The following is a 22330-nucleotide window of genomic DNA, read 5'->3' as shown; positions in this document are numbered from 1 at the left end:
CCGCAGGCTGACGACAATTGAACTGTCTCGTGAGCCCCGAATGCCCCACCGTCCCTACAAAGTTGCACTCAACGGTTATGGCCGTATCGGCCGCTGTGTCCTGCGCGCGCTGTTCGAGCGGGGGGCAAAGGCCGGTTTCGAGATCGTCGCGCTGAACGATCTGGCCGATCAGGCCAGCCTCGAATACCTGACACGCTTCGACTCCACCCACGGGCGTTTTCCCGGCGAGGTCAAGGTCGACGGCGACTGTCTGCACATCAATGGCGACTGCGTGAAGGTAATGCGCAGTGCCACCCCCGAAGGCATCGACTGGGCTGCGCTGGGCATCGACCTGGTGCTGGAGTGTTCCGGTGCCTATAACACCCGTGCCGATGGCCAGCGTTTCCTCGAAGCCGGTGCGCCAAGGGTGCTGTTCTCGCAGCCCATGGCCAGCGAGGCCGACGTTGACGCCACGGTTGTCTACGGCATCAACCAGGCCTGCCTTACCGGCAGCGAGCGCCTGGTGTCCAACGCCTCGTGCACCACCAACTGCGGCGTGCCGCTGCTGCGTGTGCTGGACCAGGCGTTTGGCATCGAATATGTGCAGATCACAACCATCCACTCGGCGATGAACGACCAGCCGGTGATCGATGCCTATCACCACGAAGACCTGCGCCGCACGCGTTCGGCCTTCCAGTCGGTGATCCCCGTGTCCACTGGCCTGGCGCGTGGCATCGAGCGCCTGCTTCCGGAACTTGCCGGGCGAATCCAGGCCAAAGCGGTACGTGTACCGACCGTCAACGTCTCGTGCCTGGACATCACCCTGCAGACTGCCCGCGACACCAGTGCGGCCGAAGTCAACCGAGTGCTGCGCGAGGCTGCGCTGGAAGGTCCGCTTAAAGGCTTGCTGGCTTACACCGAGCTGCCGCACGCCAGCTGTGATTTCAACCATGACCCACATTCGGCGATCGTCGATGCCAGCCAGACGCGTGTTTCCGGCCCCCGCCTGGTAAACCTGCTGGCCTGGTTCGACAACGAATGGGGTTTTGCCAACCGTATGCTCGACGTTGCCGAACACTTTCTGCACGTCGTTCACCCAACCCGCACCAAACAGCCCTGAAGGACTGCATTCATGACCGTGTTGAAGATGACCGACCTCGACCTGCAAGGTAAGCGCGTACTGATCCGCGAAGACCTCAACGTGCCTGTGAAGGACGGTGTGGTAGCCAGCGATGCGCGTATCCTGGCAGCGCTGCCGACCATCAAGCTGGCCCTGGAGAAGGGCGCAGCGGTAATGGTCTGCTCGCACTTGGGCCGCCCGACCGAAGGCGAATTCTCTGCCGAGAACAGCCTCAAGCCGGTCGCCGATTACCTGAGCAAGGCCCTGGGCCGCGACGTGCCGCTGGTTGCCGACTACCTGGACGGTGTCGCGGTACAGGCCGGTGAACTGGTGCTGTTCGAGAACGTGCGCTTCAACAAGGGCGAGAAAAAGAACGCCGACGAGCTGGCGCAGAAATACGCAGCCCTGTGCGACGTATTCGTCATGGACGCTTTCGGCACCGCACACCGCGCCGAAGGCTCGACCCATGGCGTCGCCAAGTTCGCCAAGGTGGCCGCTGCCGGCCCACTGCTGGCAGCCGAACTGGATGCCTTGGGCAAGGCCCTGAAAGCCCCGGCCAAGCCAATGGCGGCCATCGTTGCCGGCTCCAAGGTTTCCACCAAGCTGGACGTGCTGAACAGCCTCAGCAGTGTTTGCGACCAGCTGATCGTCGGTGGCGGTATTGCCAACACTTTCCTGGCCGCTGCCGGCCACCCGGTGGGCAAGTCGCTGTACGAGCCTGACCTGGTGGACACCGCCAAGGCCATTGCCGCCAAGGTCAGCGTGCCGCTGCCAGTCGACGTGGTGGTTGCCAAGGAGTTTGCCGAGAGCGCCGAAGCCACCGTCAAGGCCATTGCCGACGTAGCTGCCGACGACATGATCCTGGACATCGGCCCGCAAACCGCGGCCAATTTCGCCGAGCTGCTGAAATCGTCGAAAACCATTCTTTGGAATGGCCCGGTTGGCGTGTTCGAATTCGATCAGTTCGGCAACGGCACCAAGGTACTGGCCAAGGCCATCGCCGACAGCGCCGCGTTCTCCATCGCCGGTGGCGGTGACACCCTGGCAGCCATCGACAAATATGGCGTCAGCAAGGAAATCTCCTACATTTCTACCGGTGGTGGCGCCTTCCTCGAGTTCGTCGAGGGCAAGGTCCTGCCAGCTGTGGCAATTCTGGAAGAGCGGGCCAAGGCCTGATGACGTCGGCGCTTGGCAAAGGGAGTGCCCTGGTGGTCAAACAATTGCCTGTGATGATGCTGGCCGGTCTGCTGAGCGCTTGCGCGGGCAGCCCGGCCTCGGATGCCGACCCGGCGCAGTCGCACAAGGGCGGTTGCTATCAGTCCGACTGGCAGGCCGAGACTGTGCCGGTCATCGGCAAGCGCGTGGGCCCGGAAGGCCTGGAAAAGTACGACGAAGACCACCAGCGCAAGGCGCCGGGTTGCCCTTGATCGGGTAATAGGCAACCTGAACGTTGATTTGTGGTCTTGAAGAAGGGGCCGCTGTGCGGCCCTTCGCGGGCTCGCCCGCTCCCACAGAGACTGCACTGTACCTGTGGGAGCGGGCGAGCCCGAGAAGGGCTGCACAGCAGCCCCAAATCGAGGAAACTGAATGAAAGCGCTTTTGGCCGTGACGGCCCTGGCGACACTGGCAGGATGCTCACTGCTGCAGCCGGCGCAACCGGCCCCGGCAGACAACTGGACCCGTTGGGTCTGCGACACCCAGGCTGAGGTGCTTTGGCGCTTCGCCGATGCGCAACGTGACCAGGTTGACGTGCGCCTTGGCGGCGGCGACCAGGTGTACCGGCTCAAGGCTGAACCGGGTGCCTCGGGTGCGCTGTACAGCGATGGCATGCTGGCCTTCCACACCAAGGGCGAAGAAGGCCTGGTGTACTGGGTGGCAACCAACGATCTGATTGGGCGGGGCTGCAAGGCACCGTGACTGGCCGGGCCGCGAGGGTGGCCCACACTACTTGAACAGCAACCGCCCCTGCGGCAGGCTTGCACGAAACAAACGACGCTTGTCGGGAGAGAGATACACAATGGCACTCATTAGCATGCGCCAGATGCTGGACCACGCCGCCGAGTTCGGCTACGGCGTACCAGCTTTCAACGTCAACAACCTCGAGCAGATGCGCGCCATCATGGAAGCGGCCGACAAGACCGACTCCCCGGTGATCGTTCAGGCTTCGGCCGGTGCCCGCAAATACGCGGGTGCGCCATTCCTGCGCCACCTGATCCTGGCTGCCATCGAAGAGTTCCCGCACATCCCGGTGTGCATGCACCAGGACCACGGTACCAGCCCTGACGTCTGCCAGCGCTCGATCCAGCTGGGCTTCAGCTCGGTCATGATGGACGGTTCGCTGGGTGAAGACGGCAAGACCCCGACCGACTACGAGTACAACGTCCGCGTTACCCAGCAGACCGTTGCCATGGCTCACGCCTGCGGCGTTTCGGTTGAAGGCGAACTGGGCTGCCTGGGCTCCCTGGAAACCGGCATGGCCGGTGAAGAAGACGGGATCGGCGCCGAAGGCGTGCTGGATCACAGCCAGATGCTGACCGACCCGGAAGAAGCCGCCGACTTCGTCAAGAAGACCCAGGTCGACGCCCTGGCGATCGCCATCGGTACCAGCCACGGTGCCTACAAGTTCACCAAGCCACCAACCGGTGACGTGCTGGCCATCGATCGTATCAAGGAAATCCACAAGCGCATCCCCAACACCCACCTGGTGATGCACGGTTCGTCCTCGGTACCGCAAGAGTGGCTGGCGATCATCAACCAGTACGGCGGCGACATCAAAGAAACCTACGGTGTACCGGTTGAAGAAATCGTTGAAGGCATCAAGCACGGCGTGCGCAAGGTCAACATCGATACCGACCTGCGTCTGGCCTCTACCGGTGCCATGCGCCGTCTGATGGCGCAGAACCCGAGCGAGTTCGACCCACGCAAGTTCTTCGGTGAAACCATCAAGGCCATGCGCGACGTGTGCATCGCGCGTTACGAAGCCTTCGGCACCGCGGGCAATGCCTCGAAGATCAAGCCGATCTCTCTGGAAGGCATGTACCAGCGCTACCTGAAAGGTGAACTGGCCGCCAAGGTCAACTGATCGACAGGTAACCCTGAAAAACCCGCAGCGATGCGGGTTTTTTTATGGGAGATGGAAACCTGTACATAATTCCGGCAGACCGACCGTTAGTCGGCTACCGTACAGTTTGATCATTGATAGCGTTCTGATTGCATTGCGTGTTGCAGCCTCAGGTCTAGAGTACTAATGGATCCAACCGTATTTTGAAGTCGGTCACATAACAGAGAAGCAGCATGGATGGCGCTTACCCTCAACAGCAGCCACTGGATGGCAGCTCAGTTCTTCTGGTGGTAGACGACTACCCCGAGAACCTCATCAGCATGCGGGCCTTGCTGGCCCGGCAGGATTGGCAAGTATTGACGGCAAGCTCTGGGATAGAAGCCTTGAGCGCGTTGCTTGAATACGAAGTCGACCTGGTGTTGATGGATGTACAGATGCCGGAAATGGACGGCTTTGAAGTCGCCCGGCTGATGCGCGGCAATCAGCGTACCCGACTGACCCCGATCATTTTCCTCACCGCCAACGAAAAGTCCGAAGCGGCCGTGCTCAAAGGCTACGCCAGCGGCGCCGTGGACTACATGTTCAAACCGTTCGACCCACAAATCCTCAAGCCCAAGGTCCAGGCGCTGCTCGACCAGCAGCGCAACCGGCGCATGCTGCAGCAGCTGAGTCGTGAGCTGGAGACGGCCAGGGCCTTCAATGCGTCCATCCTGGAAAATGCCGCCGAAGGCATTCTGGTGGTTGATGCCCATGGCATCATCCGTTTTGCCAATCCGGCCATTTCCCGTTTGCTGGCGGCACCGGTGCAACACCTGCAGGGCACCCAATTGCTCGACGTTGTGCAACTGACCAGTACCAGCCTGTGGCGCGAGTCGGACTTCTACAAGGCCTACCAGGGGCGGCAGATCTACCGCGTACACGATGCCCAACTGCGTACCCAAGGCGGTGAGCTTGTGCCGGTGGCGCTGTCCTGTGCGCCGTTGCCGGCCGATCAACAGGCCATGGTGGTGACCGTGCTGGACATGTCGGCAGTGCGTAACTTGCACCAGCAGCTGGAATACCAGGCCATTACTGACCCGCTAACCGGCCTGCTCAACCGCCGTGGTTTCTACCAGGCGGCTGAAGGTGCACTGTTGCGCAACGAGCGCTCTGACAAGGCGCAGGCGCTGATGTACATGGACCTGGATGGCTTCAAGCGCATCAACGACTCGCTCGGCCACGACGCGGGCGACCGGGTGTTGCGCTGGGTGGCCGAGCAGCTCAAGGACTGCCTGGGCAGTGAGGCCTTGCTGGCGCGTATGGGCGGTGATGAGTTCACTGCACTGTTTGACAGCTTGCCCTACCCGGAGCAGGCCGGGCGTTTTGCCGAACGGTTGCTCGAACGTGTTTCCATCAGCCATGAGGTAGACGGGCTCGATGTGTGCCTTGGGGTCAGCATCGGCATTGCCACCTACCCGGACTGTGGCGCCAATGTCGAAGGCCTGCTGCGTTCGGCCGATGCAGCAATGTACGCAGCCAAGCAAGCGGGGCGTCAGCAATACCGCTTCTACGACCAGGAACTCAACGGACGGGCGCGCTCGCGATTGATGCTCGAGGACAGCGTGCGCATGGCCATCGAGCAGCAGGACTTTACCTTGGTGTACCAGCCACAGGTCGCCTTCCACGATGGCCGCCTGCGTGGTTTCGAGGCCTTGCTGCGCTGGCAGCACCCCAGCGTTGGCGATGTGCCGCCGGGGCTGTTCATCCCGTTGCTGGAAGAAGCACGGCTGATCAACCGCCTGGCCAGCTGGATCTACCGCCAGGGGGCCGCCCAGCGGCAGGCCTGGTACGACCGGTTTCCGCCGGACCTTGTGCTCGGCATCAGCCTGAGCCGCGCGCAGTTCGTCATGCCTGGCCTGGTCGAAGAGCTGCAACGGGTCATCCAGCTTTACCAGCTTGTCCCGACGCAGTTGGAGGTGGAAGTGGCGGAAACGTCGCTGATGTATAACATCGACGCGGCCGTCAAACAGATACACCGCTTGCGTGAGCTGGGCGTGAGGGTGGCCCTGGATGACTTCGGTGCGGGTGACTGTTCGTTGCGCATGCTGCGCGACCTGCCTATCGACACCCTCAAGCTTGACCGTCATCTGGTGGCACGTCTGCCCGATTCGACGGTAGATGCTGCGTTGGTTCGCAGCGTGATCGGCCTGTGCGCCGACTACCGTATCACGGTGATCGCCGAGGGTGTGGAGACCCCGGCGCAGGCCGCCTGGCTAAAGGCCAATGGTTGCGAATACGTTCAGGGTTTCCTGGTGGCTTATCCGATGACCGCGACTGACGCTAGCGGCTTCCCGGCAATTTTCTCCTGGCCAGGGCCGTGATTGGCTAGAATCGGCATTCGTTACGCCGAATACAGCGCCATGACCGTACTACGTTACTTGCAAGCCTACCCCCCGCACCTGCAGGCGCAGGTGCGGCAGATGATCGACAGCGACCGCCTGGGTGAATACCTGCAGCGCCGTTACCCTGACCGCCATGACGTGCAAAGCGACAAGGCGCTGTATGGCTATGCCCAGGATCTGCGCCAACAGTACCTGCGAAGTGCGCCAAACCTGGACAAGGTACTGTTCGACAGCCGCCTCGATCTGACGCATCGGGCCCTGGGCTTGAACACGGCGGTGTCGCGGGTGCAGGGTGGCAAGCTCAAGGCGAAGAAGGAAATCCGCATTGCCTCGCTGTTCAAGGAGGCCGCGCCACAGTTCTTGCGCATGATTGTTGTGCACGAGTTGGCGCACCTGCGCGAGCGAGATCACAACAAAGCGTTCTACCAGCTCTGCCAGCACATGGAGCCGGACTATCACCAACTGGAATTCGACCTGCGCGTCTACCTGACCTATCGGGAGCTGCCGGGCAACCTCTAAGGAACATGCAGCATGGAAGTGAGCAAGACCAAGAGCAGCTTCTACCGCCGCCTGTACGTGGCCTGGCTGATCGATAGCCAGACCGCGACCAGCGTGCCCGCCCTGATGGAGGCCACCGGCATGCCCCGTCGCACAGCTCAGGACACTATCGTCGCGCTGGCCGACCTGGACATCGTCTGCGAGTTCGAACAGCAGGAAGGCGCACGCAACCACGCCGGGCATTATCGCATTCATGACTGGGGGGCGATCGACAAGCAGTGGATCATCCGTCACTTGCGGCAGATCCGCGAAGTGCTGGGTTACCCCTGATGTGCGGCCCGCACAGGGTGGGCTCATCCCTTGCGCATTCCAATGGACGCGATGCCGTCCTCCAAAAACTCCTCGCCCACCACCGCAAACCCATGGCGGGCATAAAACGCCTGTAAATGCGCCGGAGCCGACAGATAAACCGGCACCCCCGGCCAACAATGCTCCGCCGCTTCCAGCCCCTTGAGCAGCAAGCTTTCGTCGAGCTGCAAACCTCGCGCCTGCGGTGATGTCACCACTCGTCCGATCACCACATCCCCACCTTGTGACTGCGGATCCAGCAGGCGCAGGTAGGCCACCAGCTTGTCTTCCTGCCAGGCCATGAGGTGCAAGGTATCGCCAGTCAGGTCCTGACCATCGACTTCCTGGTAGGCGTGGCGCTGCTCCACCACGAGTACTTCAGTGCGTAGCTGCAAGATGGCATAGAGCTGCTCCTTGCCGAGGTCGGCGTGGTGCTTGCAGATCCAGTCGATTGACATGGGCACGAACTCCTTGGATGGGGCTCGATCATCGCATGCTGCATGTGCTTCGGCCAAAATAGAGGCTAAATGACACTATTGGCCGCTGCCCTCGGCAACCGCTTTGTGTAATCTCACTGGCAGTGTTGCCCTCCATTGCGAAAGGACGTGAGCATGCGGCCACTGCTTTGTGTTCTGGGATTGCTGGCAACGATGCTGGCAACACCTGCCCCGGGTCACGCCAAGCTACGCCTGGTGGCCGATAGCTGGCCACCGTTCACCGATGCCAAGATGCCGGGCGGTGGCCTTGCGACCAGCATCGTTACCACGGCACTGGCGCGTGCCGGCTACGCCAGCGGCTATGAAGAGGTGCCGTGGGCGCGTGCGTTGCTGGGGGTAGGTGAAGGGCGCTACGACGTGCTGATCAATGCCTGGTACAACGACTCGCGCGCCAATATCGGGCAATTCTCCAGCGCCTACCTGAGTAATCGTATTCGCCTGCTGCAGCGTAAGGGCGAGGCGTTTAGCTACAAGCGTCTGTCTGACCTTTATGCCTATAGCATTGCCGTAGTGCGTGATTACGCCTATTCACCGGAATTCGACGGGGATCCCCGTCTGCACAAAGTGCCGGTGCGCAACTTTTCTTCTGCGGTACGCATGTTGGCGGCAGGGCGGGTAAGCCTGGCGGTGGAAGACGAGTACGTGGCCCGCTACAACCTGCAGCGTGAGCCGCAGGACGTGCGTGATGGGGTGATGCTGGTGGATCCGCCGCTGGGGGAGAACACCCTGCATATTCTGGTCAGCCTGAAGCACCCGGAGCATGATCGGATCGTCGAGCGCTTCGAGCAGGCGATAGCGGCGATGAAGGCCGATGGCAGCTATGCCCGGCTGCTGCGTCAGTACGGCTTTTGAGCACAGGCACTAAAACGATCAGGCCGGGGCATTCTCCTTGATCAGGTGTGCCGCCAGGGTCCGCAGTGGCCCCAGCTGCCGGCATATCAACGCCAGCTGCGTCTGCACCAACCGCTGATGCTCATCCAGATCTTCCGGCATCTGCTCCAGGGCATTGGCCAACGCCTCTTCGGAATCACTGTGAATCGCCACCGGCAGCCGCGCGGCCAGGCCGTTGGCAATTTCGTCCAGGCTGCTGGCCAGGCTTTGCCCGGCGCCTTCGATCAACTGCTCCTGCACCTCGGCTGGCAACGCCGTGTCGCGGTGCGCGCCTAACCCCGAGAGGTAGCTGAGCAAGGTGTGCGACAGCACCAGGAAGCGAAAGCCAACGTCGGCCTCCTTACGGAAATGCCCCGGCTCCATCAGCATGTTGGCCAAGGTGGTGGACAACGCCGCGTCAGCGTTGTGGGCATTGCGCCGGGCCAGGCGGTAGGCCAGGTCGTCGCGCTTGCCGTGGGCATACTGCTGCATGATCTGGCGCAGGTACACGCTGGCGCAGGCCAGGGTATTGGCCAGCGCCTTGTTCAGCCGTCGGCCCTGCCAGTCAGGCAGGAACAGGAACACTGCAAGAATGGCAATCAGGCTGCCGACCAGGGTATCGAACAGGCGCGGCAGGAACAGGCCGTAGCCATCGCCGATCTGGTTGAAGCAGAACAGCACCATCAGGGTGATCGCGGCAGTGGCCAGGGTGTATCGGGTGGTGCGGTTGACGAAGAACACCACCCCGGCAACCACGGCGAACAACGACTGGATGACCGGGTTGGGGAACAGGTCGAACAAGGCCCAACCCACTGTCAGGCCAACGGCAGTGCCGAAGATTCGCTGCACCAGCTTGCGCCGCGTGGCCCCATAGTTGGGCTGGCAGACGAACAGCGTGGTGAGGATGATCCAGTAGCCTTGGGTCGGGTGAATCAGGTGCACCATGCCATAGCCGATCGACAGCGCCAGCGGCAGGCGCAAGGCATGGCGGAACAACAGCGAGGTCGGTGTGAGCTGGGTGCGCAGGCGCGTCCACACGTCCTTCAGCGAGCGCGGCGAGCGGTCGAGCAGGCTGCTGTCGCTGGCGTCGGCCAGGCTGTCCGGGTTGCTGGCGGCACTGAGCAGGCGGTCCAGTGTTGCCAGGTTGGCGGCGAGTGCCCGCAGTGAGCGCAACAGGCCGCGCCAGGCCGGGTTGCTCTGGATGCGCAGGTGCTCCAGCGAGGCGTTGAGGTCTTCGAGGGCTTCTGGATAACCGCTGGCCAGCACGAACGGTTGGCGCAGGCGGATCGAGCGGGCCAGTTCCTGGCAGGATGAACCCTGCTTACGCAACAGGCGCTGGCAGCGGAACATGACGTCGCTGTGGAAAAACGCCTCGGTCAGTGCGTTGTAGGGGTAGTGCGAGGCACTGACACGCTCGTGGATATCCTGGGCCAGGAAGTACAGCTTGAGGTAGCGGCTTACCTTCGAGTTTGGTTGGCTGTTGCCCACCCGGTGCAGGATGATCTCCTTGGCTGCGTTCAGCGCGGCCACCACCTTGCCGTTCTGCTGGGCCAGTTCCAGGCGCCGTGCCTCGACGTCGAGCGTGCGGACCGGTTCAAACAGGCTGGCCTTGAGCTTCAGGTAGCTGCCCAGCTCGAAGAACAGTCTGGCCAGGCTCTGCTGTACCGGCTGGTTGGAAAACAGCGCCTGCCACAGCACCGACAACAGCCCGTACCAGGCCGCACCTGCCACCAGCAGCAGCGGTTCGTGCCAGAAGTCGGTGACCTGGCCGCCGCGCTGGTCCACGCCGATCATGGTGTAGACCGCAGTGATCAAGGTGGCCGAAGCGATGGCGCCGTAGCGCTCGCCCAGCGCCCCGAGCATGGTCAGGCCAAAGGCAGCCAGGGCCAGGGCAACGACGAAGATCCAGGGGTAGGGGAATAGCAACTCGACTGCCAGTGCAGCGATGGCGAAGCACACCAGGGTAACGGCCAGGGCGCTGAGGCGGCCCTGCCAGCTGTCGTCGGTTTCGGCCAGGGCGCTGGCGATGATGCCGAGGAACAGCGGAATCAGCAGGGCCATCTCGTTCTGGTACCAGCACAGGGCCAGGCTGCCGGTGAGGGCAATGGTGACCCGGATGCTGTAGCTGAACTTGTCTTGGCCCCACAGGCGACGCAGTGACTGACGGAACGAGCTCGATGACATGATGGCCTGCCAGGCGGTGATCAGAAGAATACCTTTCAGGGCCGGTTATTGGGGCGCGCAGCGGCCCCAATAACGGCGCCAAGCACGGGCCAGCAAGAAGCGTTCCGTGCTGCTGAAAGGATTCTACTCTACACGAACTGCGCGGCGGCGTTCGCCGATGCCCAAGCCCACTGGAAGTTGAAGCCGCCCAGGTGGCCGGTGACATCCAGCACTTCACCGATGAAGTACAACCCCGGGCTTTTCAGCGATTCCATGGTCTTGGACGACACCTCGCGGGTATCCACGCCGCCCAGGGTCACTTCGGCGGTGCGGTAGCCTTCGGTGCCGGCCGGTACTACCTGCCAGTTCGCCAGCTTTTCGGCGATTTGCGCCAGTTCCGCCGGGGTGTACTGCTTCATTGGCTTCGACTCGAACCACTGCTCGGCCAGCAAGTTGGCCAGCTTGCGGGTGAACACCTCGCCCAGCACGGTCTTCAGTTCGGCGTTGGCGCGTTCGGCCTGCATCTGTTGCAGCCAGGAAAGCGCATCGCGGTCGGGCAACAGGTTGATCTCGACCGTGTCACCGGCTTCCCAGAACGACGAGATCTGCAAGATTGCCGGGCCGCTCAGGCCGCGGTGCGTGAACAGCAGGTTTTCGCGGAAGCTGGTGCCATTGCAGCTGGCGGTGCAGTCCAGCGAGGTGCCGGACAACTCGGTGCACATCGCCTTGAGTTGGGGCTCGGTGATGGTGAATGGCACCAGCCCAGCGCGGGTTGGCAGCAGGGTGTGGCCGAACTGGCGGGCCACCTGGTAGCCGAAACCGGTGGCGCCCAGGGTCGGGATCGACAGGCCGCCGGTGGCGATGACCAGCGACTGGCAGGCGAACTGGCCGCCGCTGGTCTGCAGCAGGTAGCCGCTTTCGGTCTTCTCGATCTGTTCGATGCTGGTGTGCATGCGGATCTCGGCACCGGCCTCGTCGCACTCGGCCAGCAGCATGTCGAGGATGTCGCTGGCCTTGTTGTCACAGAACAGCTGGCCGAGCTTCTTCTCGTGGTACGCCACGCCGTGCTTGCACACCAGCTCGATGAAGTCCCACTGGGTGTAGCGGGCCAGGGCCGACTTGCAGAAGTGCGCGTTGTGCGAAAGGAAGTTGGCCGGCTCGGTGTACAGGTTGGTGAAGTTGCAACGCCCGCCGCCGGACATGAGGATTTTCTTGCCTGGCTTGTTGGCGTGGTCGAGCAGCAGCACCCGGCGGCCGCGACGGGCACTGAGCTGGGCGCACATCAGGCCGGCGGCGCCGGCGCCAAGGATGATCACGTCGGTGGAGTGCACGGTATGAACCTTCAGATTTGAAATGCTGAACCCTGTGGGAGCGGGTTCACCCGCGAATGCGATGGTGCATTCACTGCCGCATTCGCGGGTAAACCCGCTCCTACAGGGGGCTTTGCCTGGCTTTAGATAATGCGGACTTTCAGGGCGCGACCCTTGATCTTGCCGCTGTTCAGCCGCTGCATGGCCTGCTTGGCCAGCGCCCGCTCCACGGCCACAAACGCCTGGAAGTCGAAGATGGCGATCTTGCCCACTTGCTTGCCCGGGATGCCGGCATCACCGGTCAAGGCCCCCAGGATGTCGCCAGGGCGCAGCTTGTCCTTGCGGCCAGCGGCAATGCACAGTGTGGTCATCACCGGCAGCAGGGGCTCGCCGCCCTTGTTTTTCAGGCTGTCCAGCTGGTCCCAGCGCAGCGGGCTATTCTGCAGCGCTTCGATGGCCTGGGCGCGGTGGCCTTCGGCCGGTGCCACCAGGCTGACCGCAACGCCTTTCTCGCCGGCGCGGCCGGTACGGCCCACGCGGTGCACGTGGATTTCGGCATCACGCGCCAGCTCCACGTTGATGACCATGTCCAGGCCATCGATGTCCAGGCCGCGCGCGGCCACGTCGGTAGCCACCAGCACCGAGCTGCTGCGGTTGGCGAACATGGTCAGCACCTGGTCACGGTCGCGCTGCTCCAGGTCGCCGTGCAGGGCCTGGGCGACGATGCCCTTGGCGGTCAGGTGGGCAACCACGTCCTCGCATTGCTGCTTGGTGAAGCAGAACGCTACGCACGACTGCGGGCGGTAATGGCCGAGCACGCGGGTGACGGCTTCCAGGCGTTGCTGCGGGTCAATCTCGATGAAACGCTGCTCGATCTGGTTGTCGGTGTGCAGGCTTTCGACCTTGACCTGCTGAGGGTTGCGCATGAAGTCGGCGGCCAGTTGCTTGATGCCGGCCGGGTAGGTGGCCGAGAACAGCAGGGTCTGGCGGCGCGACGGGGTCTTGCCGATGATGCTGGCGATGGCGTCGAAGAAGCCCATGTCGAGCATGCGGTCGGCTTCGTCCAGCACCAGGGTGTTCAACCCGTCCAGGACCAGGGTGCCTTTGTCCAGGTGCTGCTGGATGCGCCCTGGGGTGCCGACGATGATGTGCGCGCCGTGCTCCAGCGAAGCGATCTGTGGGCCCAGCGAAACGCCGCCGCACAGGGTCAGGATCTTGATGTTGTCCTCGGCACGGGCCAGGCGGCGCAGCTCCTTGGCCACCTGGTCGGCGAGTTCGCGGGTAGGGCAGAGCACCAACGCCTGGCAGCCGAAGTAGCGCGGGTTGATCGGGTTGAGCAGGCCGATGCCGAAGGCGGCAGTCTTGCCGCTACCGGTCTTGGCCTGGGCGATCAGGTCCTGGCCTTTGAGGATGACAGGCAGGCTCTGGGCCTGGATCGGCGTCATCGAGGCATAGCCAAGGGCCTCCAGGTTGGCCAGCATGGCAGTGGACAGCGGCAAGGTGGCAAAGGCGGTGGATTCGGTGGTCACGAGGCGGGCCTGCGGTGCGAAGCGAAAAATGCCGCATAGTCTACCAGCCTCGTGGCCATTCGCCCTACGACTCCATGTGTTGTTCCGGACGACGGGCACGCCTTCCGTCCGTCGGCGCCAGCTGCAGGAAGATCGCTGCTGCCAGCATGGCCATTACACCGATGGTGACGAAGGTCAGCTGGAACGCGCCCAGGGTGGTTTCCACGCCTTCGGCGCTGCCTGCCGCAGTAAAGCCGCCCAACAGTGCGCCGGCGCAGGCCACACCCAGGCTCAGCGACAGTTGCGCGACCACCGACAGCAGGCTGTTACCGCTGCTGGCGCTGGCGTCGTCGAGATCGATGAGCGTCACTGTGTTCATCGCAGTGAACTGCATGGAGTTCACTGCGCCCAGAAGGCCAAGTTGCACCAACAGCAGCCAATAAGGGGTCTGCTCGTCCACCAGGCCCAGGCTTGCCAGCAGGATGCCCAACAGCAAGGTATTACCGGTGAGGATGATGCGATAGCCGAACCGTTCGATCAGCGGTCGGGCAATGGATTTGGCCAGCATGGCCGCCGCCGCCAGCGGGATCATGCTCATGCCGGCCTGGGCGGGTGAGTAGCCCAGCGCAACCTGCAGCAGCAATGGCACCAGGAACGGCAGCGCGCCGCTGCCCAGGCGGGCGAACAGGTTGCCGAGGATGCCGATGGCGAAAGTACGCACGCGGAACAGGCTTGGCGAGAACAGCGGCTCCGGGTCGCGCCCGGCGCGCAGCCAGTACGCGGCCAGGCAGGCCATGCCGGCGAACAGCAGCAACATTACCCGCAAGTGCGGCAGGTGCAGCTCGCCCAGGCCTTCCATGGCAATGGTGATCAGTACCATGGCTGCGCCGAACAGCAGGAAACCAGGGCCGTCGAAGGTGGTGCGCTCGGCGCCGCGCAAGTCCGGGATGAACTTCCACACGGCAATGCAGCCAAGCAGGCCGACTGGCAGGTTGAGCAGGAAGATCCAGTGCCAGCTGAGGATTTCCACCAGCCAGCCACCGACCGTTGGGCCCAGCAATGGCCCGAGCAGGCCGGGGATGGTGATGAAACTCATGATCCGCACCAGCTCGCTGCGTGGGTAGGCGCGCAGCACCACCAGCCGCCCGACCGGCAGCATCAGCGCACCGCCCAGGCCCTGCACCACGCGGGCGAAGATCAGGAAGCCAAGGCTGTTGGCTGCAGCGCACAGCAGCGAGCCAAAGCTGAACAGCAAGATGGCGCTGAAGAAGATGCGCTTGGTGCCGAATCGGTCGGCGATCCAGCCTGAGGCAGGGATCAGCAGGGCCACGGTGAGCATGTAGGCAATGATCACACCCTGCATGCGCAAGGGGTCTTCGGCCAACGAGCGGGCCATGGCCGGCAGGGCAGTGTTGAGGATGGTGCCGTCCAGGGACTGCATGAAGAAGGCGATGGCCACCACCCAAGGGATCCAGCGGGCGGTGACGGGGTCCAGCGGGGTGCGTTCGGGCATGACGTCCTCGTTTGTCAGTGCCGGCCCTTTCGCGGCTAAAGCCGCTCCTACAGGGGTTACGCGTTCCTTGTAGGAGCGGCTTTAGCCGCGAAAGGGCCGGCAAGTCCAGTCACAATGTCAGGGTCAGGCCTTTGACCAGTGCCCCGGGCAAATGACTCGACCCGGTACTGCGCTGTCCATAAGTACTGGTCGACAGGATCATCTCGCGCTCCTGGGTCAGGTCCTCCAGCTGGCTGCCCAGCAAGCTGTACAAGCTGTCATCGAAGCGCATGGTACTCACCGGCCCCTGGATCTGCCCGTCTTCTACCCAGAAAGTGGCGAAGCGGGTCAGCCCGGTCATGCGCGCCGCTGGCAGGTCTGAGTAGTTCAGGTACCACAGGTTGCTGATGTACAGCCCGGTGCCTAGACGCTCAAGGATCTGCGCACTGGCCAGATTGCCCGGCGCCAGGCTGAGCGCACAGGGCGACTCGTAGCCGTCGGCGCCATTGGCCTGCAGCTCGAACTCGGCCGCACTGCGCGCACTGATCAACCGCTGCCGGGCCTCGCCTTGCTGGATCAGCGGCACATCCAGGCGCGGCGCACCTTCATCGGAAAATGCCGGGCTAAGCGAGCCGCTGACCTGCTCGGTAAAACTGACCAGCGGGCTAAGCCGTGCATCGCCGTTGTACAGGCGCTGCAGAGCGCTGTTGCCAGTGGCCAGGGCCTGCGCGGAAAAGCCGCCCCAGCACAACATGCCGGCGACTTCGTCCATGGCCGCAGGTGCAAGGTAGGCGCGGTAGGTGCCGGGCTTGAGGGTAACTGCCGGGCGGCCGAGGAAACCCAACTGCTCTCGTGCTTGGCGCAGGCGTGCGGTGAAGTCGTCGGCACTCCAGGCCTGGCCGGCATAGTTGGCCTTCACTGCCTGGCCATTATCGTGGAACAGGCTCCAGTCGACGTTGAAACTGTTGGCCTGGTGCCAGCCGAAGGCGCCGAACGAGCTGGCGAAGCCGCGGCATACCGGGCCGGCGGCGTAGATGCCGACCAGGTCCAGGTCACCTGCTTCACGCTCGAGCAGGGCCAGTACTTCGTTCAGTGCGGGCAGGGGGGGTTCCTGCAGGCTATGGCTGTGCCAGGCGTTTTCGTCCAGGCGCAGGTAAGGGTCGAGCGCCAGCAGCGGCAAGGTCTGGCGCAGCTGCTCGAGCGCAACGTTCAGGCGCTGGCGATCCAGTTGCACGTCGCCGCTCAAGGTCACCTGCTGTTCCGCCTGGCGCCCATCGCGCACCAGCCGCAGTTGCGCGCTGGCCTGGCTGACTTCGCCGGCCTGGCGCACCTTGGCATGGTTGAAACGCACGAACTGCGATTGCTCGGCACTGTAACCGAGGGTGAACTGCTCGCCCGCCTGAAGGGCGGCGTGCACCTCCCCGACCAGGGTTTCGAAAGCGTGCTTCATCAGGCGTCTCCTCCGAATACATCGATCTGGCGGAACACACAGGCCGGCGAGGCGTGGCCGACCCGCACCACCTGATTGGGTTCGCCCTTGCCACAGTTGGGCGTGCCCAGCACCTGGAAGGTACTGTGGTCGCCAACCGCCGACAGGTTGCGCCAGAACTGCGCGGAGATGCCGCGGTAGTTGGGGTTCTTGACGATGCCCTTGAGCTCGCCATTTTCAATCAACTGGCCCCATTCGCAGCCGAACTGGAACTTGTTGCGCGCATCGTCGATGGACCAGGAACGGTTGGTACGCATCAGGATGCCGTGCTCGATGCCTCCGATCAGTTGCTCGAAAGACTGGTCGCCCGGCTCGATGTTGAGGTTGGCCATGCGGTCGATCGGCGCGCGGTTCCAGCCGCAGGCACGGCTGTTGGCCACGCCGTCCAGGCCAGAGCGGAACTGCGACAGCGCGCCACCCAGCGGGCGCAGCAGCAGGCCGTCGCGTATCAGGAACGCTTTGCTGGCCGGGGTGCCGTCGTCGTCATGACTGTAGCTGGCCAGCTCTTCGCCAATGGTCGGGTCGAAGGTCACGTTCAGCAGGCTGGAGCCGTACTGCAGGTGGCCGAAGTCGCTGGTTTTGACGAAGCTGGTGCCGGCGTAGTTGCGCTCGTCGCCGAGAATGCGGTCCATCTCCAGCGGGTGGCCGATGGATTCGTGAATCTGCAGCATCATCTGGTCCGGCATCAACAGCAGGTCGCGCGGGCCACTGGGGGTGTTCGGTGCCAGCAGCAGTTGCAGTGCTTCTTCGGCCACCCGGCTGGCCGCGCCGACCAGGCCGCAGCGCTCGATGATCTCGAAACCACCCTGTTGGCCGAAGTTGTCGCGGCCCAGGCTGCGGCTTTGGCTGTCCTGGCCGTCGCTGGCGGTCACCCCCAGGCCCGGGAACAGGAAGCGCTGGGCATGGCGCAGTTCGGCGCCGGCCGAGTTCAGGTAGGTTTGCTCGACCAGGCTCAGCCCCAGGCTGGCCTGCCAGTCCACCAAACGGCTGTCCTTGGGCACGCTGGCCGATTCGGCGGCGAGCAGGCCAAGGCAGTCGGCGAGGCTGGGTACGGGTTGGTCGAAGTTGGGCGACACATGGTCGTGCCGTGCGCTGGTCACGGCGTGCTCGCGCAGGTCCAGCAGGCTGTGCCGGGCGATCTGCCGCGCCAGCGCCTCGGCTTGCTCAAGGGCGCGCTGCAGGCCAGCCTGGGACAGGTCGGCGGTGGCAGCGTAGGCCTCCACGCCATTGACCCGCACGGTGAGCATGGCGCCCTCATCCTGGCTGAAGAAGGGTGGTTCGGCGACGTTGCGGCGAACCGAAAGCGCCTGGTGCGACTGTTTCACATGGCGCAGGGAAAACAACTCGGCCGTACTGCGCAGCGCAGCAAAGCGCTGGCGCAGCAGGGCGCTGGAATCGAACATGCGGATGCCTCCGTGTACACGGTGGCTCCCCCTAGAACCACCCGTCTTGCATGCCGAGGCAGGTATCGTCGTGTGCCTCGAGCAATGCCAGCTCATTATGGCAGCCCGGTACTTCCCAGGTCAGGAAATAACGCGCAGCTTGCAGCTTGCCGAGGTAGAAGTCGCGATCAGCAGCCGTTCCCTTGAGCATGCCAAGCTCGGCGTGAACCGCCTGTTCCAGCCAGCGCCAGCCGATCACGCAGTGGCCGAAGGCCTTGAGGTACAAGGCAGAGTTGGCCAGGGCACCAGCGACTTTGCCTTGGGCCAGGTCGCCGAGCAGGGCCAGGGTTACGCCTTGCAGGCGGTTGGCCAGTTGCTCCAGCGGCTGACGCAGTGGGTCAAGGTTCGGGTGATGGCTGGCGCGCTCGCAGGTGGCGGCGATCAGGCGGATCAATTGCTTGAGGCCGGCACCATTGTGCTGTGCCAGCTTGCGGCCGAGCAGATCGAGCGACTGGATACCCTCCGTGCCTTCGTGGATCGGGTTCAGGCGATTGTCACGGTAGTACTGCTCCACCGGGTATTCGCGGGTGTAGCCGTGGCCGCCAAGAATCTGGATCGCCAGTTCGTTGGCTTTGAGGCAGAACGCCGAGGGCCAGGATTTGACGATCGGGGTCAGCAGGTCGAGCAGGTCCTGCGCCGGCTTGCGGGCGTTTTCGTCAGGGGCCGTATGGGTGTCGTCGAACAGGCGCGCGGCGTACAGGCCCAGATCAAAGGCGCCTTCTACGTAGGCCTTCTGCGCCAGGAGCATGCGTTTCACATCCGTGTGCTCGATGATCGGTACCGCCGGGCTGTGTGGGTCCTTGTTGTCCGGCAGTCGGCCCTGCGGCCGCTGGCGAGCGTATTCCAGGGAGTAAAGGTAGCCGGCGTAACCCAGCATCACCGCGCCCATGCCTACGCCTATCCGCGCCTCGTTCATCATCTGGAACATGCAGGCCAGGCCCTGGTGCGGCTGGCCGACCAGGTACCCGACGCACTGGCCATTGTCGCCGAAGTTCAGCGCGGTCGAGGTGGTGCCACGCCAGCCCATCTTGTGGAACAGCCCGGCCAGCAGCACATCGTTGCGCGGGCCACGGCTGCCGTTCGGGTTTACGTGGTACTTGGGCACGATGAACAGCGAAATGCCCTTGACCCCGGGCGGGGCGTCCGGAAGCTTGGCCAGCACCATGTGCACGATGTTTTCCGACAGTTCGTGGTCGCCGCCGGAAATGAAGATCTTGTTGCCTTTGAGCCGGTAGCTGCCGTCGCCTGCTGGTTCGGCGCGGGTGCGTATGTCGGCCAGCGACGAGCCAGCGTGGGGTTCGGTCAGCGCCATTGTGCCGAAGTAGCGGCCGTCGATCATCGGTTGCAGGAACAGGCGCTTCTGTTCATCGGAGCCGAAGCTCTCGATCAGGTTGGCCGCGCCCATGGTCAGGAACGGGTAGGCCGTGGTGCCGGCGTTGGCGGCCTGGAAGTGGGCGATGCAGGCTTGCGAGACCAGGCTGGGCAGCTGCATGCCGCCGACCTCGAAGTCCCGGTTGGCGTTGAGGAAGCCGGCTTCGAGGAAGGCATCGACGGCGGGCTTAACTTCGGGGATCAGCTCGGCGCGGCCGTCCACGTAGCGTGGTTCGTTTTCGTCGGCCTTGCGGTTGTGCGGGGCGAAATACTTTTCGGCGATGGTGCGGGCGGTGGTCAGTGCCGCATCGAAGGTTTCACGGCTGTGCTCGGCGAAGCGCGGGCGCAGGGTCAGGGCTTCAGCGTCGAGGACTTCGTAGAGCTCGAAGGCGAGGTTGCGGGGGCTGAGCAAGGTCTCGGGCATGGTGGCGGTCCTGAGGCGGGATGCTGCGAGTGTAGGAGCGTGGTGAGACTGGGGACAGGTTAATAGGTTTGCGTGATATGGGTTGAGAACGCCGGGAAGCCTGCCGGTTATTGGTGAAACCAACGCAAGGTCAGGTCCTGTAATGCCTGCTCGGAACAATATAGAGACGTTTCCCATAATCCCGATCGGAAATGGACTGCTGCGGATCGAATGTCAGTTGGCCTTGAATGTGCTTTTTGGTGTTCACAAGGAAACGTTTCAGATGAGTGATGCCCACCCCGCTGACTTGGCTGAGGCCAACGGCAATCAGGTTCCCTTCTTCGTAGTCTCACCCATGAAATTTGGCGTAATGACTTTCTTTACCTTGGGCTTCTACTGGGTTTACTGCTTCTATCAAAGTTGGAGTCTGCATAGAGAGAAAACGGGAGAGCGCGTAAGTCCGCTCTGGCGAAGCGCTTTTGCAGTGTTCTTCATCTATCCATTATTGAGAAGGGCAAATGACCATATTCGCGACTCAGGTAAAACCTATCCGTGGTCCATCCTAGGGCTCACGCTGGGCTATTACGGTTTTTGCGTTGTCTGGGTGGCTGCCGGCGTCGTGTTGGAAGGCCAGCTGTGGCCGGCCTATTTTGCGGGTTTAGCCATTCAGGCAGCTTGGCTGATCATTCTGGTGTTCATGCAGAAGGGCATCAATTTCAGTGCGGGTGACAAAGAAGGGAAGGCCAACAGCCGGTTCACGCTGGCAAATTGGCTTTGGATGCTGTTGGGTATTGGGCTTATGGCAGCACAGCTGTCTGCTTTGATTGCGCTTTCACCAATGGTTTGAGCAACTTTTGGCCGGAGCTCTGTCTGAGGGGAGCTCCGGATAGTCCCCGATCCAACCCGCGCTTCCACTTGCCTTAATACGGTGGTGGCGGCAACAGTGAACGGCGGGTAGAAATTGGCCAGCAGGTCCGGCCTCTTCGCGGGTGAACCCGCTCCTACACGACGGCCTGTGCATGTGTATAGGGGCGGGTTTACCCGCGAAAGGACCGGCCCAGGCAGCCGAGAATTTCCAGGGGATAAACGGTAACAACGAGGGTGTCAGAAATTTTGTGTTCGGGCATAACATGAGTAAGAGGTGCATGTATGCCAACCAAAAAGAAACCCTTGCGTGACCTGCCCAAAATCCCCAAAGAGCTGCTGGAGCAGTTCGGTGAGGGCCTGATGACCGCAGAGGCTATCGAGGATGCCTCTGCGGCGTTCAAGAAGGCCTTGATCGAACGCGCTCTGCACGCCGAACTTGGCCACCACCTGGGTTATCCGCCGGGCGCGCAGCGCCCAGAGGATGAAACCAACCAGCGTAACGGCAAGAGTGGCAAGACGGTTTTGACCGGCGATGGCCCGCTGCGGCTGGAAATTCCTCGTGACCGAGACGGCAGTTTTGCGCCCATTCTCATCCCCAAGCATGAGCGGCGGTACACCGGTTTCGATGACAAGATCATCGCCATGTACGCCCGTGGCATGACGGTCAGAGAGATCCGAGCCTTTCTGTCCGAGCAGTATGGAACAGAGGTCTCACCCGACTTCATCAGCTCTGTGACAGACGAGGTCATGGAAGAAATTGGCGCGTGGCAGCAGCGGCCACTAGAGCCCATGTACCCGGTCATTTTCTTCGATGCACTGCGGGTGAAGATCCGCGAAGAAGGCTTGGTGCGCAACAAGGCCATTTACTTGGCGCTGGGCGTTCTACCCGACGGGACGCGCGATATCTTGGGCATCTGGATCGAGAACACCGAGGGTGCGAAGTTCTGGATGAAGGTCTTTAACGATCTCAAGACACGTGGTGTCGAGGATGTGCTGATTGCCGTGACCGATGGCCTCAAAGGCATGCCAGAGGCTCTCAGCGCCGTGTTTCCAGAGACGACTCTGCAGACGTGCATCGTGCACCTGATCCGCAACAGCCTGGACTTTGCAGCCTGGGACAAGCGGCGGGCACTGGCCAAGGCGCTCAAGCCGATCTACCAGGCCATCAACGCCGAAGCGGCTGAGCAGGCACTCGATGAGTTTGAAAACGGGCCCTGGGGCAAGCAGTATCCAACGGTCGTTGCGGCCTGGAGACGCGCCTGGGATCGAGTGATTCCCTTCTTTGTCTTCCCACCAGCCATCCGGAAAGTGATCTACACCACCAACGCCATCGAGAGTATCAATGCCCAGCTGCGCAAGATCATCAAGACCCGAGGCCATTTCCCGAACGATGACGCAGCTACCAAGCTGATCTGGCTGGGGCTGCGAAACATCACGGCAAACTGGGGCTCAGCGGCGCATGATTGGAAAAGTGCGATGAATCAATTCGCGATTTTGTACGGAGATCGGTTCATCAGGCCGACCTGGTGAA

The 22330-nt window shown here is 62.7% G+C and carries 19 protein-coding genes; 11 read left to right on the top strand and 8 right to left on the bottom strand.

Translation table 11 applies throughout. The features are described from left to right. The first annotated feature begins 40 nt into the window (after positions 1–40). From epd to LU682_RS27010, 8 genes are all read left to right on the top strand, one after another. Positions 41–1099: an erythrose-4-phosphate dehydrogenase gene (epd, locus tag LU682_RS27045; protein WP_010955538.1), complete on the top strand. Its 1059-nt coding sequence runs from the start codon at positions 41–43 to the stop codon at positions 1097–1099. 12 nt (positions 1100–1111) lie between these two features. Beyond that, positions 1112–2275 (top strand): phosphoglycerate kinase, encoded by a 1164-nt coding sequence (locus tag LU682_RS27040; RefSeq protein ID WP_010955537.1) that lies wholly within the window; start codon positions 1112–1114, stop codon positions 2273–2275. After that, positions 2275–2526: a hypothetical protein gene (locus LU682_RS27035; protein WP_010955536.1), complete on the top strand. Its 252-nt coding sequence runs from the start codon at positions 2275–2277 to the stop codon at positions 2524–2526. The genes LU682_RS27040 and LU682_RS27035 overlap by 1 nt, the downstream gene beginning before the upstream one ends. A 160-nt stretch (positions 2527–2686) precedes the next feature. Further along, a complete protein-coding gene (locus LU682_RS27030; protein WP_004576614.1) occupies positions 2687–3016 on the top strand; it encodes an MliC family protein in 330 nt (109 codons plus the stop codon). A 100-nt stretch (positions 3017–3116) separates the two neighbouring features. Beyond that, entirely contained in the window at positions 3117–4181 is a 1065-nt protein-coding gene (fba, locus tag LU682_RS27025; protein WP_010955535.1) for a class II fructose-bisphosphate aldolase, read from the top strand. 212 nt (positions 4182–4393) lie between these two features. Then, positions 4394–6520 carry a putative bifunctional diguanylate cyclase/phosphodiesterase gene (locus LU682_RS27020; RefSeq protein ID WP_010955534.1) on the top strand — a complete coding sequence of 709 codons (2127 nt, stop codon included), beginning with the start codon at positions 4394–4396 and terminating at the stop codon, positions 6518–6520. Positions 6521–6559: 39 nt separating this feature from the next. Further along, positions 6560–7060 carry a M48 metallopeptidase family protein gene (locus LU682_RS27015; protein WP_003249394.1) on the top strand — a complete coding sequence of 167 codons (501 nt, stop codon included), beginning with the start codon at positions 6560–6562 and terminating at the stop codon, positions 7058–7060. A gap of 12 nt (positions 7061–7072) precedes the next feature. Beyond that, positions 7073–7369: a winged helix-turn-helix domain-containing protein gene (locus tag LU682_RS27010; RefSeq protein WP_010955532.1), complete on the top strand. Its 297-nt coding sequence runs from the start codon at positions 7073–7075 to the stop codon at positions 7367–7369. Between the two features lie 23 nt (positions 7370–7392). On the opposite strand, the gene LU682_RS27005 is transcribed toward LU682_RS27010, so the two are convergent. Beyond that, complete coding sequence (locus LU682_RS27005; protein ID WP_010955531.1) at positions 7393–7845, bottom strand: GNAT family N-acetyltransferase; 453 nt, start codon at positions 7843–7845, stop codon at positions 7393–7395. A 153-nt stretch (positions 7846–7998) separates the two neighbouring features. Here LU682_RS27005 and LU682_RS27000 point away from each other — a divergent pair, with 153 nt between their 5' ends. Beyond that, positions 7999–8736: a substrate-binding periplasmic protein gene (locus LU682_RS27000; RefSeq protein ID WP_010955530.1), complete on the top strand. Its 738-nt coding sequence runs from the start codon at positions 7999–8001 to the stop codon at positions 8734–8736. Between the two features lie 18 nt (positions 8737–8754). Here the strand turns inward: LU682_RS27000 and yccS are convergent, their stop codons facing one another. From yccS to LU682_RS26965, 7 genes are all read right to left on the bottom strand, one after another. Beyond that, positions 8755–10938 carry a YccS family putative transporter gene (gene yccS, locus LU682_RS26995; RefSeq protein ID WP_010955529.1) on the bottom strand — a complete coding sequence of 728 codons (2184 nt, stop codon included), beginning with the start codon at positions 10936–10938 and terminating at the stop codon, positions 8755–8757. A 128-nt stretch (positions 10939–11066) separates the two neighbouring features. Continuing rightward, on the bottom strand, positions 11067–12248 hold the full coding sequence (locus tag LU682_RS26990) for a BaiN/RdsA family NAD(P)/FAD-dependent oxidoreductase (protein ID WP_020190675.1): 1182 nt from the start codon (positions 12246–12248) through the stop codon (positions 11067–11069). Positions 12249–12370: 122 nt separating this feature from the next. Continuing rightward, entirely contained in the window at positions 12371–13708 is a 1338-nt protein-coding gene (gene dbpA, locus LU682_RS26985; protein WP_232014161.1) for an ATP-dependent RNA helicase DbpA, read from the bottom strand. 112 nt (positions 13709–13820) lie between these two features. Continuing rightward, a complete protein-coding gene (gene mdtD / locus LU682_RS26980) occupies positions 13821–15248 on the bottom strand; it encodes a multidrug transporter subunit MdtD (protein ID WP_003249408.1) in 1428 nt (475 codons plus the stop codon). 109 nt (positions 15249–15357) lie between these two features. Continuing rightward, the gene (locus LU682_RS26975; protein WP_010955526.1) at positions 15358–16677 is read right to left on the bottom strand and encodes a TldD/PmbA family protein; all 1320 of its coding nucleotides are present in this window, start codon (positions 16675–16677) and stop codon (positions 15358–15360) included. Further along, positions 16677–18119, bottom strand: a complete 1443-nt coding sequence (locus LU682_RS26970; RefSeq protein ID WP_049587479.1) for a TldD/PmbA family protein — start codon at positions 18117–18119, stop codon at positions 16677–16679. The genes LU682_RS26975 and LU682_RS26970 overlap by 1 nt, the downstream gene beginning before the upstream one ends. Before the next feature lie 31 nt (positions 18120–18150). Next, entirely contained in the window at positions 18151–19953 is a 1803-nt protein-coding gene (locus tag LU682_RS26965) for an acyl-CoA dehydrogenase (protein WP_010955524.1), read from the bottom strand. 142 nt (positions 19954–20095) lie between these two features. Between LU682_RS26965 and LU682_RS26960 the strand changes: the two genes are divergently transcribed. Both LU682_RS26960 and LU682_RS26955 read left to right on the top strand, forming a co-directional pair. Further along, positions 20096–20779, top strand: coding sequence for a hypothetical protein (locus tag LU682_RS26960; RefSeq protein ID WP_049587477.1), 684 nt, complete (start codon positions 20096–20098; stop codon positions 20777–20779). Between the two features lie 302 nt (positions 20780–21081). Next, complete coding sequence (locus LU682_RS26955; protein ID WP_060489951.1) at positions 21082–22329, top strand: IS256 family transposase; 1248 nt, start codon at positions 21082–21084, stop codon at positions 22327–22329. Position 22330 lies beyond the last annotated feature (1 nt).

It is taken from the genome of Pseudomonas alloputida (assembly GCF_021283545.2).
Lineage (GTDB): Bacteria > Pseudomonadota > Gammaproteobacteria > Pseudomonadales > Pseudomonadaceae > Aquipseudomonas > Aquipseudomonas alloputida.
The sequence above is the reverse complement of the archived record's forward strand: the minus strand, read 5'-3'. Positions and strand labels throughout refer to the sequence as shown.